The 15,001-nt window shown below is 63.9% G+C and carries 11 protein-coding genes; 9 read left to right on the top strand and 2 right to left on the bottom strand.

All coding sequences use genetic code 11. The features are described 5' to 3' along the window. The first annotated feature begins 622 nt into the window (after positions 1–622). From ACM43_RS35985 to ACM43_RS35965, 5 genes are all read left to right on the top strand, one after another. Positions 623–1,918 (top strand): N-acetylmuramoyl-L-alanine amidase, encoded by a 1,296-nt coding sequence (locus ACM43_RS35985; RefSeq protein ID WP_271546719.1) that lies wholly within the window; start codon positions 623–625, stop codon positions 1,916–1,918. A gap of 227 nt (positions 1,919–2,145) precedes the next feature. Further along, a complete protein-coding gene (locus tag ACM43_RS35980) occupies positions 2,146–4,647 on the top strand; it encodes a penicillin-binding protein 1A (protein WP_157285912.1) in 2,502 nt (833 codons plus the stop codon). Between the two features lie 107 nt (positions 4,648–4,754). Then, positions 4,755–5,886, top strand: a protein-coding gene (gene prfB, locus ACM43_RS35975; protein ID WP_100213427.1) for a peptide chain release factor 2 whose coding sequence is annotated in 2 segments (ribosomal slippage) — positions 4,755–4,823 and positions 4,825–5,886 — 1,131 coding nt in all. Because the reading frame shifts where the segments join, the coding sequence is not laid out codon by codon here. Between the two features lie 2 nt (positions 5,887–5,888). Next, complete coding sequence (locus ACM43_RS35970; protein WP_271546717.1) at positions 5,889–6,773, top strand: NAD(P)-dependent oxidoreductase; 885 nt, start codon at positions 5,889–5,891, stop codon at positions 6,771–6,773. A 139-nt stretch (positions 6,774–6,912) separates the two neighbouring features. Then, complete coding sequence (locus ACM43_RS35965) at positions 6,913–7,515, top strand: DUF4337 domain-containing protein (RefSeq protein ID WP_271546715.1); 603 nt, start codon at positions 6,913–6,915, stop codon at positions 7,513–7,515. Between the two features lie 249 nt (positions 7,516–7,764). On the opposite strand, the gene ACM43_RS35960 is transcribed toward ACM43_RS35965, so the two are convergent. Then, complete coding sequence (locus ACM43_RS35960; RefSeq protein ID WP_157285908.1) at positions 7,765–8,697, bottom strand: LysR family transcriptional regulator; 933 nt, start codon at positions 8,695–8,697, stop codon at positions 7,765–7,767. Positions 8,698–8,867: 170 nt separating this feature from the next. Here ACM43_RS35960 and ACM43_RS35955 point away from each other — a divergent pair, with 170 nt between their 5' ends. The 4 genes from ACM43_RS35955 (at position 8,868) to ACM43_RS35940 (ending at position 13,575) form a co-directional block, all read left to right on the top strand. Beyond that, entirely contained in the window at positions 8,868–9,842 is a 975-nt protein-coding gene (locus tag ACM43_RS35955) for a Bug family tripartite tricarboxylate transporter substrate binding protein (RefSeq protein ID WP_271546713.1), read from the top strand. A gap of 52 nt (positions 9,843–9,894) precedes the next feature. Next, positions 9,895–11,163 carry an FAD-dependent oxidoreductase gene (locus ACM43_RS35950; protein WP_271546711.1) on the top strand — a complete coding sequence of 423 codons (1,269 nt, stop codon included), beginning with the start codon at positions 9,895–9,897 and terminating at the stop codon, positions 11,161–11,163. A gap of 7 nt (positions 11,164–11,170) precedes the next feature. Then, complete coding sequence (locus ACM43_RS35945; RefSeq protein WP_271546709.1) at positions 11,171–12,379, top strand: cytochrome P450; 1,209 nt, start codon at positions 11,171–11,173, stop codon at positions 12,377–12,379. 212 nt (positions 12,380–12,591) lie between these two features. Further along, positions 12,592–13,575 carry a DMT family transporter gene (locus ACM43_RS35940; RefSeq protein WP_271546707.1) on the top strand — a complete coding sequence of 328 codons (984 nt, stop codon included), beginning with the start codon at positions 12,592–12,594 and terminating at the stop codon, positions 13,573–13,575. Here the strand turns inward: ACM43_RS35940 and ACM43_RS35935 are convergent. After that, complete coding sequence (locus ACM43_RS35935; protein ID WP_271546705.1) at positions 13,562–14,917, bottom strand: M23 family metallopeptidase; 1,356 nt, start codon at positions 14,915–14,917, stop codon at positions 13,562–13,564. The genes ACM43_RS35940 and ACM43_RS35935 overlap by 14 nt on opposite strands. Between the last annotated feature and the right edge of the window lie 84 nt (positions 14,918–15,001).

Raw genomic sequence — 15,001 nt, 5'->3', positions numbered from 1 at the left:
GGGCTGAGGGGAAGGCCGAAACGCCGTCTCTCGCGCCTTGCCGAACCGGAAGCTTCAGGACCATTGCGACGCACGGGATTGTCACTCCGCAGCGTCGCGAATGCTCCTTCAGATTTCGTCGGCACAGTCTGGCGCATCAAGCGTCGGCCCGTATGAAACACTGGGCGGCGAGGCCGCCCTTCAATCAGTTGCTGCTGGCCAGGCACGGCGCGCGCGCGCTCGCCTTGGGGATCACGAACCGCCCCCTTGGGATCAAGGGACCGGGTAATGGGTTACGCCGCTGTCAGAACCGTCCCGGCAACATGAGTGGTAGCCCGAGACCGTCCGCCGCCGGGGCTTGACCCGCTCCACCTCGCTGCCGCGCACCGCGCTGGTCATAGAGGGAAGCGGAAAACGCTGGAATTCTCAAACCTTGAGAGTTCCGGCGCTGCACCGGGAGGCTGAATGCGACACAACCGGAAATATCGGCCGTCAGCATTCCGTACATACGAGGAATGAGCCATCCGTGCAAGGGAGCGTCGCACGGCGGTCACAGTCGCCGAGTTTCGCGTTTCCGTCATTAAGGATCGATTAACCCTGTGGTTCTATTGCGTTAAGAGAGCTGCTCGGAGGCACGGAATCGGTGGCGAGCCGCACAAATCGACGGATTTTGCTGGGGGGCGTGTTGCTGTGCACTGCGGCATTGCCCTGTGCCGATTCCGCGCGCCTGATCGCTGCGGAGAGCCGGCTGCAACCTGCTGCGGTTGCGGCGAATTTTCCGGTCGCCTCGGCCGCCCGCCTGGCCGGCGACGGCAAGCAGACCCGCTTCATCCTCGACCTCGACCAGACCGTCACCTTCCGCGCCGTCACGCTGGCCGACCCCTACCGCGTGGTGGTGGACGTGCCGCAGGTCAATTTTCAGCTGCCCGCGGGGACCGGAAGTGGGGGGCGGGGGCTGGTCAAGGCCTTCCGCTACGGGCTCGTCATGCCCGGCGGCTCGCGAATCGTGTTCGACCTGTCCGGACCGGCGAAGATCGCCAAATCCTACGTGCTGGAGGCGGCCAACGGCCAACCGGCCCGGCTCGTGCTCGAGCTGGAGGAGGTCGACCGCACCGCCTTCGTGTCGTCACGTGGCCCCGAAAACCGTCCCGAGCTGCGGCCCGCGATCGCTGAAGCGCCGCCTGCCACGGTTCCCAGCGCCGCGGCCCCGGATGGCGCGCAGCAGAAGGGTGATACTCGACCGGTGGTGGTGATCGATCCCGGCCACGGCGGCATCGACAACGGGACGCAGTCGAGCGGCGAGAGCGAGAAAAACCTGGTGCTGGCCTTTGGCCTGGCGCTCCGCGACAAGCTGGAAAAAGCCGGCAAGTACCGCGTGGTCATGACGCGGGACGACGACACCTTCGTTCCGCTCAATGACCGCACCAAGATCGCCCGCAATCTCAAGGCGGCCTTGTTCGTCTCGATCCACGCCGATGCGCTGCCGCGGGCGGAAGGGGATGCGCAGGGCGCGACCATCTATACGCTCTCCGACAAGGCCTCCGACGCCGAGGCCCAGCGGCTGGCGGATGCGGAGAACCGCGCCGATGCGATCGCCGGCTTCAACCTCGCGGAAGAGCCGACCGACGTCGCCGACATCCTGATCGACCTCACACAGCGGGAAACCCGCACCTTTTCAAACCGTTTTGCTCGCCATTTGATGAGCGAAATGAAGCAGACCGTGCGGATGCACAAGCATCCTCTGAAATCCGCCGGCTTCCGGGTCCTGAAGGCGCCCGACGTGCCATCGGTGCTGGTCGAGATCGGCTACGTCTCCAACAAGGCAGATCTCGAGCACCTGGTCTCCGAGGGCTGGCGGTCCCGCGCCGTGGGCTCGATGGCCCAGGCGATCGACGGATTTTTGACCAAGCGGATGGCCACGGCCGGGACGTCGAACTGAGCCGGTTTGTTCGTCCCGGCCCAAAGGCCCTAGTTTGGCCACAGCGGACGCTTTATAGAAACCGGTAGAGGGTTCCGGAATCGGCGAGAACCTGTTCGGCAAGCGTCTTAAGTCCGGCCTCGATGTGATTGCGTAAGCCGGTGAATTCGCGACGTGAGATTGGTGCCGTTTTGTGTGCCAAAGGGCTGATACTGGGCTGATCCAGAGTTTGAACGGATAAACAGATAATGCGCTTGCTGGTGCGGTTCATGGGCTTCCTGTTCGCCGCGGGAACAGTGGTGTTCCTTGTTGGCGTCGGGGCCGTGGCAGGCCTGATCTGGCATTTCTCCAAAGACTTGCCGGACTACTCTCAGCTTCAGGATTACGAGCCGCCGGTGATGACGCGTGTGCACGCGGTCGACGGTTCGCTGGTCGGCGAATACGCCAAGGAGCGGCGGCTGTATCTGCCGATCCAGGCGGTGCCGAAGCTCGTGATCAACGCCTTTCTCGCGGCCGAGGACAAGAATTTCTACGAACATGGCGGCATCGACTACACCGGCATGGCGCGCGCAGGCCTGCTCTATCTGCAGAACTACGGCTCGAACCGCCGTCCGCAGGGTGCGTCCACGATCACGCAGCAGGTCGCCAAGAACTTCCTGCTCACCAACGAGGTCTCCTTCTCCCGCAAGATCAAGGAAGCCTTGCTGGCGATGCGCATCGAGAAGACCTATTCGAAGGACAAGATCCTCGAACTGTATCTCAACGAGATCTATCTCGGCCTCGGCGCCTACGGCATCGCGGCGGCCTCGCTGGTCTATTTCGACAAGTCGGTGAACGAGCTGACAGTGGCGGAAGCGTCCTATCTGGCGGCGCTGCCGAAGATGCCGGCGACGCTGCATCCGGTCCGCAACCGCGACCGCGCCATCGAGCGCCGCAATTACGTGATCGATCGTCTCCTGGAAAACGGCTGGATCAAGCAGGCCGACGCCGACAAGTCGCGCAAGGAGCCGCTCGCCGTCACCAGCCGTTCCAACGGCGCCCACACCTTTGCCGGCGAATATTTCGCCGAGGAAGTCCGCCGCGACATTTTCGAGCGCTACGGCGAGAAGAAGCTCTACGAGGGCGGCCTGTCGGTTCGCACCACGCTCGATCCGAAGATCCAGGTCATGGCGCGCAAGGCCATGGTCGCCGGCCTCGTGAACTACGACGAGCAGCAGGGCTATCGCGGCGCCATCAGCAAGCTCGACATTTCGGGCGACTGGGGCGTGAAGCTCGCCGAGATCAAGTCGCTGTCCGACATCTCGCCTTGGCGCATGGCGGTGGTGCTGGAGACCAGCGATCAGTCGGCACGGATCGGCTTTCAGCCTGGCCGCGAGCTCGGCGGCGCGGTGAGCAAGCAGCGCGAGACCGGCATCGTCACGGTCGACGGCGTGCGCTGGGCGCGGGCGCTGCAGGGTGGCACGAGAGGCAAGACGCCGACAGCGGTGTCGCAGGTGCTCCAGCCCGGCGACGTCATCTATGCCGATCCGCTCTACAAGGACGGTCACCCCGTCGAAGGCCAGTACCGGCTCCGCCAGATTCCGGAAGTCTCCGGCGCGATGGTGGCGATGGATCCCTGGACCGGCCGCGTGCTCGCGATGGTCGGCGGTTTCTCGTTCGACCAGAGCCAGTTCAATCGCGCCACGCAGGCCTACCGGCAGCCCGGTTCGTCGTTCAAGCCGATCGTCTATTCGGCCGCGCTCGACAATGGCTACACGCCTTCGACCGTCGTGCTCGACGCGCCGATCGAGATCGACCAGGGGCAGGGCGCCGGCGTGTGGCGGCCTGAAAACTTCTCCTCGGGCAAGTTCCAGGGACCGGTGACGCTGCGCAATGCGCTACGGCAATCGCTCAACACCGTGACGGTGCGCCTCGCACAGGACATCGGCATGCCCTTGATCGGCGAATATTCCCGCCGCTTCGGCGTCTATGACGAACTGCCGAACTATCTCTCCTACGCGCTCGGCGCCGGCGAGACCACGGCGATGCGCATGGTCACGGCGTACTCGATGCTCGCCAATGGCGGCCGCCGCGTGAAGCCGACGCTGATCGACCGCATCCAGGACCGTTACGGCCGCACCATCTTCAAGCACGACCAGCGCGAATGCCGCGGCTGCGACGCGCCGGGCGGCTGGAAGAACCAGCCCGAGCCGCAGCTGATCGACCGCCGCGAGCAGGTGCTGGATTCCATGACCGCCTATCAGATCACGGAGCTGATGGAGGGTGTGGTGCAGTCCGGTACGGCCACGGTGATCAAGGAGGTCGGCAAGCCCGTCGCCGGCAAGACCGGTACCACCAACGAGGCGAAGGATGCCTGGTTCGTCGGCTTCTCGCCGGACATCGCAGTCGCAGTCTACATGGGCTACGACAAGCCGCGCCCGCTCGGTAAGGGCAATGCCGCGACCGGCGGCCATCTCGCCGCTCCGATCGTGCGCGACTTCCTCAAGCTCGCGCTCGCCGACAAGCCTGCGGTCCCGTTCAAGGTGCCCGCCGGCATCAAGCTCGTCCGCGTCGTCGCCAAGACCGGCATGCGCGCCGGCCCCGGCGAGACCGGCGGAACCATCCTCGAAGCCTTCAAGCCCGGCACGGCGCCGCCGGACAATTATTCGGTCATCGGCGTTGCCGACGCCGACGGACGCGGCATGCCGGTGCAGCAGCAGCAGCCGGATTCCGGCTTCCTCTTCCGGCCGGGCACTGGCGGGTTGTGGTAGGCCGCGGATAAGACCGACGATCACGGTTCGGGCAGTTGCGCTTTGCGGCTGCCGCCGCTACATCCCCTCTCGAACTGCACGCGGGATTCCGCAAGACAGAGAACAACATGCGCGCCGAAATCGAACGGTTGGTAGAAGAGATCAAGCAGTCGGTCGGGCTGCTGAGGAGGCATCTTTGACGTCGAGAAATCGACGGCGCGCCTCGCTGAGCTGAACAAGCTCGCAGAAGATCCCAACCTCTGGAACGATCCCCAGAAAGCTCAGAAGCTGATGCAGGAGCGCACCTCGCTGGAGGATGCGCTCAGCGGAATCGGCAAGGTCGAGCAGGAGCTCGAAGACGACATCGGCATGATCGAGCTCGGCGAGGCCGAGGGCGATGACGGCGTCGTCGCCGAAGCCGAAGCTGCGCTGAAGAACCTCAAGAAGGAAGTGGCGCGGCGCGAGCTCGAGGCGCTGCTGTCGGGCGAGGCCGACCGCTTCGATTCCTATCTCGAAGTCCATGCCGGCGCCGGCGGCACCGAGAGCCAGGACTGGGCGCAGATGCTCCTGCGCATGTACACGCGCTGGGCCGAAACCCACGGCTTCAAGGTCGAGTACCTCGAAGAGTCCGAGGGCGAAGAGGCCGGCATCAAGTCGGCCACCATCCAGGTCTCCGGGCACAACGCCTATGGCTGGCTGAAGACCGAAGCCGGCGTGCATCGCCTGGTGCGCATCTCGCCGTTCGATTCCAACGCGCGGCGGCACACCTCGTTCTCGAGCGTGCAGGTGTTCCCCGTCATCGACGACAGCATCAAGATCGACATCAAGGAATCCGACGTCCGCGTCGACACGATGCGATCGGGCGGTGCCGGCGGCCAGCACGTCAACAAGACCGAATCCGCGGTGCGCCTGACGCATATCCCGACCGGCGTCGCCGTGGTCTGCCAGGCCGGCCGCTCGCAGCACAAGAATCGGGCGCAAGCCTGGGACATGCTGCGCGCGCGTCTTTACGAGATCGAGCTGAAGAAGCGCGAGGAGAAGGCCGCCGCCGACCAGGCCGCCAAGACCGACATCGGCTGGGGCCACCAGATCCGCTCCTACGTGCTGCAGCCCTATCAGATGGTGAAGGATCTGCGCACGGGCGTGCAGACCTCCGATACATCGGGCGTGCTCAACGGCGAGCTCGACGAGTTCATGGCCGCGACGCTGGCGCAGCGCGCGTTCGGCACAACGGCCGGCGACGTCGAGGACGTGGACTAGCCATGTCCCGCGTCGCCTTCATCGGGCTTGGGCGGATGGGCCATGGCATGGCCGGCCGCTATCTCGATGCCGGCTTCACCGTGACGGTGTGGAATCGCAACAACACAAAGGCCGCGGACCTGATCGCGCGCGGCGCGATCTGGGCGACCTCGCCGGAAGATGCCGCGATCGATGCCGACGCGGTCGTGACCATGGTCGCCGACGACGAGGCCTCGCGCGCGGTCTGGCTCGGGCCTGACGGCGCCGCCAAGACGGCGAAGGCCGGCACCATCGCGATCGAATGCTCCACCGTCTCCTATGACCACGCCCGTGAGATGGGCCGCGAGCTCAATGCGCGCGGGCTGATCTACATCGACTGCCCCGTGACGGGATTGCCGGACGCGGCGGCGGCCGGGAAGTTGACGCTCTTGGTTGGCGCCGACGCGGCCGATCTCGAGCGCGCGCGGCCCTATCTGACGCCGATCGGCTCGACCATCCGCCATTTCGGCGCGGTCGGCTCCGGCACGGTCTACAAGCTGATCAACAATCTCATGGGTGCGATCCAGATCGCCGGCCTCGCCGAGGGCCTTGCGATTGCCGAGCAGGCCGGGCTTGACATGAACCTGGTGCTGGAATCGATCCAGGCAGGCGTCGCGGCAAGCCCGCAGGTCGCGCGTCACTCCAAGCGCATGGTCGCCCGGGATTTTTCCGGAGCGACCTTCACCGCAGCGCTGCGGCACAAGGATGCCGCCTATGCCGTGAAGCTCGCCGAGAGCCTGCTCGCGGGCAAGCCGCTAGTCGCGCGCGCCGCAGTCGAGGCCTACGCGCAGGCGAAAGCGGCGATGCCGGATGAGGACGAAGGCAGGATGATCGAGCTGGTGTCGCGGCCAAAGACGCCTGCCTCATAATTTCGGCCTAGCAACGCAAGGCGGCGGACTCCGGCCTTGCAGGTGTTCGGCTTCTGACCCGGGCTCGTTCGTCGCGATAGTGACATAACGCCGTTGTTTATCGTGCCTGCGCTTTTTAGGAGCGAGGAGGAGCCGATCGATGAAAGCTGAAGACGCCGCGGATATGATGGATCAGGAGCAGGTGAACGACCGCTTCAAGCAGCGCGCGGCGGTCGGCATCGCCATTCTGGCGATGCTGCTCGCCATCACCGCGCTTGGCGGAGCCAATGCCGGCAAGGAGGCGACCAACAACAACATCTATGCCGCGAACCACTATGCCTTCTACCAGGCCAAGACCATTCGCCAGACCGACTATAACCTCGCGGCCGACGCGATCGAACTGGCGTTCCTGCAGGACGAAAGCCTCAATGCCGAGGCCAGGACGGCCCTGAAGGCAAAAGCGGAGGCCTATCGCAAGACGGCAGCACGCTACGAGTCCGAGCCCGAGACGCAGGAGGGCAAGAAGGAACTGATGGCGCAGGCCAAGGACTACGAGAGCAAGCGCGACCATGCACTGAAGCAGGATCCCTACTTCGACTATGCCGAAGCTCTCCTGCAGATCGCCATCGTGCTGATCTCGGTCTCGATTGTCGCGACGCTGCCGTGGCTTGCGATCGTCGGCGGCATTGTCGGTGCTGCGGGTGGCCTGCTGATGGTCAACGGCTTCACACTGGCGGTCCAGATACCGTTTCTGGCCGCGTAGAGGTCCGCACGCGGTTGCGGTGCAAGTGCTGCTGGCGCGCTGGATATTCGTGAGGAGCCTACGCGCACGCGGTGATGCCTGATGAGGATGAAGGCAGATGATCGAGCTGGTGTCGCGGCCGAAGAAGCCTGGCTAGGGCGTGTCCTCATACTTCAGATTAGCAACGCAGAGCGGAAGTCTCCGCCTTCAGGTGTTCGGCGGCTTGTGGATCCAAAACGGACGTTCCCATGGATCGGCGCGTACGCTTCGCTAGGCTTTGGCTTTTGGACGTTCGGCGCGCGCCCAGACCTTGAGCTCGAGCGCGTCGGACACCGCCTTGATCAGGAGCGCGCGGCCCTCGCGCACCGCTTGCGAGTGAGTTCGGTCCAAATTCTCGCAGAGTGCCCAGGTTACGAATTGCCCCTTGATCGGTCCCCAACTGATTGCATCCCCCAAGCCATGCTCAAAGACCGAAGAGGCTGGCACGACGGCATATCCGACTCCGCGGCGTGCAAGGTCGAGGCAAAGGCTCAGCGTGTCGGTCTCGACGGCCAATCGAAACTGCATACCTTTGCGTTCCAGGGCGTGCTCGATCTGGATCCGCGCCACATTCGGACGTCCCGGAAGCACCAGCCGCAAGCCGTCAAGCCTAGAAAGTGCGACCGGTTTTTCGGGGTGTAGTGCATCCTCTCTTCGACCGACCAGCACCATCGGTTCGCGCACCAGCGGCGTCTTGCGGTAGCTGGCGGTAGGCGAGGAGTCGTACGGCACAATGGCAATGTCGAGCAGGCGCGCGGACATGTACTCGCGCAAGATATTGCTGACACCCTCGTAGACACGGAGCGTGATACCGGGGTGCCGCTCCGCAAGCTTCTCCACGAAGGGGGATGTCACCACCTGTTGCCATGCGGGCGGCGTGCCGATGGCAAGTTGGCCCGAGGCCTTTTCGCCGACCTGCTCTCTGAGGAGAGTAAGCTGGCGCAACAGAGGACGGGCGCGATCAGAGAGCATCTTGCCAGCCTCCGTGAGGTCGACGCCGCCCGGAGTGCGGATGAACAGCTTGTTGCCCATCTGGTGTTCGAGGAGCGCAATGTGCCGCGACAACGCCGGCTGCGACAGATGCACGCTCGCAGCTGCCTTGTTGATGCTGCCGAGTTCAGCCACGCGCAGGAACAATTCCAGCAGGCGTACTTCAACAGTCATCACGACCTCGAGGGTTATACAGCCAGTGAATAACAATCATAGTCAATTGGCATTATAAGAATAACTCATAATGCTCCTAGAGTCCTGACGTCACGTGCCAACGAAGGGCGGCATTTGAGGAAACTGAAAATCGGCCGTTCGAGCCGAACTTCAGCAAGGGGAGGCGCATAATGCTTACGCGCGCAGGAGCGATTTCAACGGCACTGATGCTCGCAATTGCCATGACGGTGCCGGGCAGGGCGAAGGCGCAGGAATTTCCGACGCGACCGCTATCCATCCTGGTAATCTATCCTGCCGGTGGCCCCGCCGATCTGATGGCTCGTGCGCTGGCGGAAGTATTGCGAGAGCGCCTCGGCCAGCCAGTAATCGTCGAAAACAAGCCGGGTGCCGGCGGTCAGATCGCGGGCACCGCCCTGATCCGCGCGCCGGCGGACGGACACACGCTTCTCATCGGTGACACCGCTTCGCTCGGAATCAACAAGGCCGTCTATGCGAATTTCAGCTACGACCCGCTGACAGATCTGGAGCCGGTTGCTCCACTGATGTTGATGCCGATGCTGCTTTATGTGCCAAAATCCAGCCCGTTCAATTCAACCGCCGATCTTGTTGCCGCAGCAAAGTCCAAGGCGCTGAATTATGCTTCGCAAGGCAACGGCAGCCTAGGCCACCTGCTCGGGGAAATGCTCAAGGCGGACGCGGCCATCCAGCTGGTTCATGTCCCCTACAGAGGTTCAGCGCCGGCGATGCAAGACCTGATAGGTTCGCAAGTTGACCTGCTGTTCGACGGTTTGGGACCCGGGCTGCCTAACGTCAGTGCGAACAATATCAAGGCGCTCTTCGTTGCGGGGCCTCAGCGCTTGCCGCAATTACCGAACGTACCCACTGCAGACGAGGTCAGGCTGCCCAATGTCGTGATGTCTTTGTGGCTCGGGGTTGTGGTACGGGCGGGTACACCCGAGCCAGTTGTCCAGCGGCTCAGCGAAGAGGTCGGCTATGCGATGCGGCAGCCGCAGGTCACCAAGCGATTTCTCGATCTCGGCTTTCAGATCCTCAACATGACGCGCGCGGAATTCCGCGAATTCGTCAAGAACGAAGCCGGCAAGTCAACCGCGTTGGTGAAAGCCCGCGGCATCTCCGCCGAGTAAGTCCATGACCCTTAATCTTGCCACCCGCACTGTCACCAGGGCGCGAGAACGAATGACCCTGGACGCGGAAGTCTGCGTCGTCGGAGGCGGTGCCGCAGGAATCATGGCGGCCCTGACGGCAGCCAACCTAGGCCGCAAGACCGTCCTGCTCGACGCCATGCCGACGATCGGCGGCCAGCTTGTCGGGACGTTGCTCGGCACGATATGCGGCCTCTATTCCAACGGCCCGCGGCCATACCGCGTTACGTTCGGCGCGGTCGACGATATGCTGAACGAACTGCATCGCGCCGGCGCAATCCACGCCCGCCGTGCGCTGGACACGATCGTTCTACAGTACGACGAGATGCTATGCGGTCGCTGGAGCGAACGGGCACTCTCGCGTGCAAATGTGAACCTGGTGCTGGGTGCCGTCCTGCGCTCGGCCCGTGTTGAAAGTCGTCGCGTTGTCGAGCTTGATGTGTCGACGCGATGGGGCGATTTGGCCGTCCGCGCGGATGGATTTGTCGACGCCTCGGGCGATGCTGCCATTGCATGGCACGCCGGATTACCTGTGCGCGAACCCCATCAACCCCAATGGGGCACGCAGATGATCTTGCTAGAGGGCTTCGCGGAAGATGCGATCCCCGATTTCGACGGATTCCATGTCGCAGAGGTTCTGAAGAACAAGAAGGCCGAATACGGTCTGAGCCGCGAGGATGGATTCATCTTCGCATTTCCCGGCCGCGGCGTGGCGACCGTCAACATGACGCACATGCCCAATCCGACCGAGCCAATCGCGGCCACGCGCGCCACGCTCGAGGGCAGGGACCAAGCCGACAAGGTGCTGGAATTTTTGCGGCGGGAGTTTCCGAGGTCGATGGGCCAGGTCCGTATCCGGGCCTACGGTTTGCCCGGAATCAGGCAAACCCGCTGGTTCGTCGGCGCGCACCAACTCACCATCGATGAAGTCCGGACCGGCCATCGCCCCGCCGATGCCGTAGCGCGCTGCTCATGGCCGGTCGAGGCGCATGACAGCGCCGAGACAGTGCATTGGGAAACTTTCGAGGATCGCAACCACATGCACTATGTGCCGTTGCGCAGCCTCGTGCATCGGGATAGCGACAACTTGATCGCGGCAGGCCGATGCATAGATGGCGACGTCGCGGCTCTGGCCTCGGTCCGTGTCATGGGACCCTGCTTTGCGATGGGGCAAGCAGCTGCCCACGCTCTGGATATTTCCGGCGGCAAGTCCCTACACGACGTCGATTCGAGCCGGCTCGCAAATCGCCTGCGCGACAATCTCGACGGCGCGAAGATCGATCGGTGGTGCGATGGTGTCTGACCCTGGCATGCGCTTCGCCCCACCCGCGGGAGTTACGAAACATACCCTTGTTGATGCTGCGTCTTACGACGTCGACATCTACAGCGATGAGGTGATCGCCGAGCCCTACGGCCATTATCAGGCCATTCGCGATGCAGGCCCGGCGGTATGGCTGCCCAGGAACGGACTGTGGGCGGTCGGCCGCTTTGCCGATGTACGCTCGGTGTTGATGAATCACACGAAGTTCTCCTCAGCCCGCGGGGTCGCCGCCAATGAATTGATCAATTCTTCTTCGATCGGCAACACGATCACCAGTGATCCACCCGAACACACCAAAATGCGACGAATCATACGCGCGCCGTTGACGGCGCCAGCGCTAAAGGATGTTGCCCCGCGGATCGAGGCCGAAGCCGATGCGCTGGTCGCGCGTCTGGTGAAGCGGGGGAGTTTCGATGCGATAGAAGATTGTGCTCGACATTTACCGGTGTCGATCGTGTCCGATCTGGTGGGGCTGCCCGAGGATGGACGTGCGAACATGCTGCGCTGGGCGGCTGCGACGTTCAATGCGCTTGGTGCCATGAATTCGCGCGGCACGGCGGCTTTGCCGCAGATACAGGAGCTTCACGCTTATTGTCGCGATCCTTCCACCATCGCCCGTCTTAGACCCGACGGCTGGGCGGCCGCGATCTGGAAGGCTGCAAAAGGCGGAGAAATTTCGATGGAGAAATGCCCGGCGATGATGCGTGATTATATCAGCCCGAGCCTGGACACCACGATCTTCGCCACGGGCAGCCTGATCTGGTTCTTCGGCGAGAATCCCGACCAGTGGGACTTGGTGCGACGGGATCCGTCGCTGATCTCCGCAGCCATCAACGAAGCCGTAAGGTTGGAGTCTCCGATTCGGGGCTTCACTCGGGTCGTGGCGGAAGACACGGTTTTGGACGGAGTGAGACTCTCCGCCGGATCGCGAGTCCTTGTGCTTTACGCGTCAGCAAATCGCGACGAGCGAAAGTGGGAAGAACCAGAGAAATTCAACGTGAGACGGGATGTCCGTGATCATCTCGGTTTCGGGATTGGAGCGCATGTTTGCGCCGGCATGCATCTAGCGCGCCTGGAGATCACTGCGTTGATGACGGCTTTCGCACGTCGGGTATCCCGCTTTGAACTCGGGATGCCAACCAGGGCCGTCAACAACGTGCTGCGGGGGTTCACGAGTCTGCCGGTGACGGTTCGATAAGGCGAGGCGAGCAGCACGGCTCCGTTCTTGCCGCTCGATTCGCGAATGGGGTGTATGGGTTCAAGTCCTGGTCGGGCAGCATCGCTTGGGACATTCGATCCCCATTCATTGCCGGCATCAGCTTCGTAAACCGGCTTTGCATCGGAAATCGGGTGGCACTGTTCGCCCCGTCGCCCTAGGTCTGCGGGCTCGGCCAAGGGATGTAAGACCCCATGCTCCCAAGCGACCACAGGATCGACGCGCGCGACTGGTCGCTCCTCGCGGTGCTCTCCATTCTCTGGGGCGGCTCGTTCTTCTTCAACGGCGCGGCTCTGCGGGAATTGCCGCCGCTGACGCTGGTGTTCCTGCGTGTCGCGCTTGGCGCGGCCATTCTCGTTCTGTTGCTCCGCATGCAGGGGATCGGCTTCCCCAAGGGGGCGGCGGGCTGGGCACCGTTCATCGCGATCGGGCTTCTCAACAACGTCATCCCGTTCTCGCTGATCGTGATCGGCCAGACTTTCATTCCGAGTGGGCTCGCCTCGATCCTGAACGCGACCACGCCGATGTTCACAATTGTCGTGTTGGTTGCAGCGGGCGAGGAGGCCTTGCAGATGCGCCGTCTGGCCGGGGTGGCGTTGGGGCTTGCCGGCGTGATCCTTCTGCGCGGATGGGGCTTCGAGACGAGGCCGGGGCAGGGGCTCGGCATCCTGCTCTGCCTCGGCGGCGCACTGAGCTACGGCTTTGCGGCGCTGGCGGCGCGGCGCTTGCCGAAGGACGCAGTGCCGCTCGGGACCGCCACGTTCCAACTGATGGCATCGACCGTCATGATGGCGGTCGTCGCTGGCGTGGTGGAGCGGCCTTGGCAGCTACCGATGCCGCGCCTCACGACCTGGCTCGCCGTGCTCGGCCTCGCCGCGCTTTCGACGGCGCTCGCCTACATCGTCTTCTTTCAGATCGTGCGGCGCTCGGGTGCGAGCAACGTGATGCTGGTGACGCTGCTCATTCCCGTCACCGCCATCCTGTTGGGATGGCTGCTGCTGGATGAGCCGATCTCCGCGCGCGAGATCGCGGGCGCAATCGTCATCGGCAGCGCGCTGCTGGTGATCGACGGGCGTGCACTCGGCTCACTGCGCAGGCTCTCGGCCGCCGGTCGCTCCTCTGGCTCTCGGGAAACCCGGCGCTGCGAAACTGAAAAGCGCGGGCCTAACCCGCGCTGAGCCGTACGCCGGCGCGCAAGAATTTCTGCGGATCCACCGCTTCGCCTTCGATGCGGGTCTCATAGTGCAGGTGCGGACCGGTGGAGCGGCCGGTCGAGCCGACGAGGCCGATGACCTGGCCGATCTTCACAATCTCGCCGACCCTGACGTTGATCTCGGAGAGATGGCCGTAGCGGGTCGAAAGCCCGTTGCCGTGGTCGACCTCGACCATGCGGCCGTAGCCGCCGGACCATCCGGCGGAAACCACCTTGCCGTAGGCGGTGACGCGGACGGGATCACCGCTGGCGGCGCGGAAATCAAGGCCGGTGTGCATCGCGGGCCGACCCAGGAAAGGATCGCTGCGCACACCGAAGCCGGACGTGAACTCGACCTCGCCGATGACGGGCTTGCGATACGGCACCAACGCCAGCGTGCGGTTGAGACGGTCCATCTCAGCGCGCGTGGTGTGGATGCGGTGGAGCTGCTTTTCGAACGGTCCGGCATTCGCCGTCAACTTGACGGGAACGAACGGTCCGCCCATCGCACTGCGCGGCACGGCGGCTTCGAGATGGGCAAGGTTCAGGCCGAGATCGCTGACCACGCTGCGCATCCGGCGCATGCGCGAATCCATGCTTTCCTCGGCCGCGTTGAGCGCCGCCATCTGGCGACGCTCAACCTGATCGAGAGAGGCCGTGAGCCGGACCAGTACGTTGTCGAACCCCTGGTTCTTGGCGAACTGTCTGGTCGGCGCCGCCAATACGTTCGGCGCGCGCGATTCGAGGCGCGCTTCGCGATCCGGCGGCGCCACGAAGATCACGGTGTCGCTGATCGGCGACGGTTTGGGCGTGGTCGGGCTCGCATCGCTCCGCTGCGGGGCGGCGCGGGGAATCGAGCCGGTCACGTCGGGCATGGCGCCAAGCGCCGTGGCCCGGGACTCCAGCGCCGTCTGGCGCTTCATGATCTGGTCGAGCTTCTGGTCGAACTGTTCCTGGTCGAGCAATTGACGGCTGGTGGTGCGATCGATCTTGGCGCGCAGCTCGGCGATGCGGTCCTCATAGGCGTATTGCATCTCGGCCTGGCGGGCGATCAGCCGGGTCAGGACGTCGTCACGGAACGCGAAATAGGTGGCGGTGGCGGCCGACCACAGTCCGAGCAGCACCACGGTGCCGACCACGATCCAGAACACCACGGGCCCGAAGCGGACCTGCTTGCCAGCATGCACGATGGTGTAGGCATCGTCGGTGGCGGGCAGGGGAATCGCGGTCACCGCCGCCGGGGCACCCAGGGGGCGCCGGAAAGCCCGTCCGTGGTCGTGAGGATGATGTTGGGGGTACTGCGAGTATTGGGCAGAACTTTTCGACATCGGCACTCCCGCGCCGGTCGGATGGGTTCCTTGCGGCTCAATTGCCGCCGCAATCTGGGCCGCGCATGGTTAATTTTCCGCAAA

It is taken from the genome of Bradyrhizobium sp. CCBAU 45321 (genome assembly GCF_028128975.1).
GTDB classification, from domain to species: domain Bacteria; phylum Pseudomonadota; class Alphaproteobacteria; order Rhizobiales; family Xanthobacteraceae; genus Bradyrhizobium; species Bradyrhizobium yuanmingense.
The sequence above is the reverse complement of the archived record's forward strand: the minus strand, read 5'-3'. Positions and strand labels throughout refer to the sequence as shown.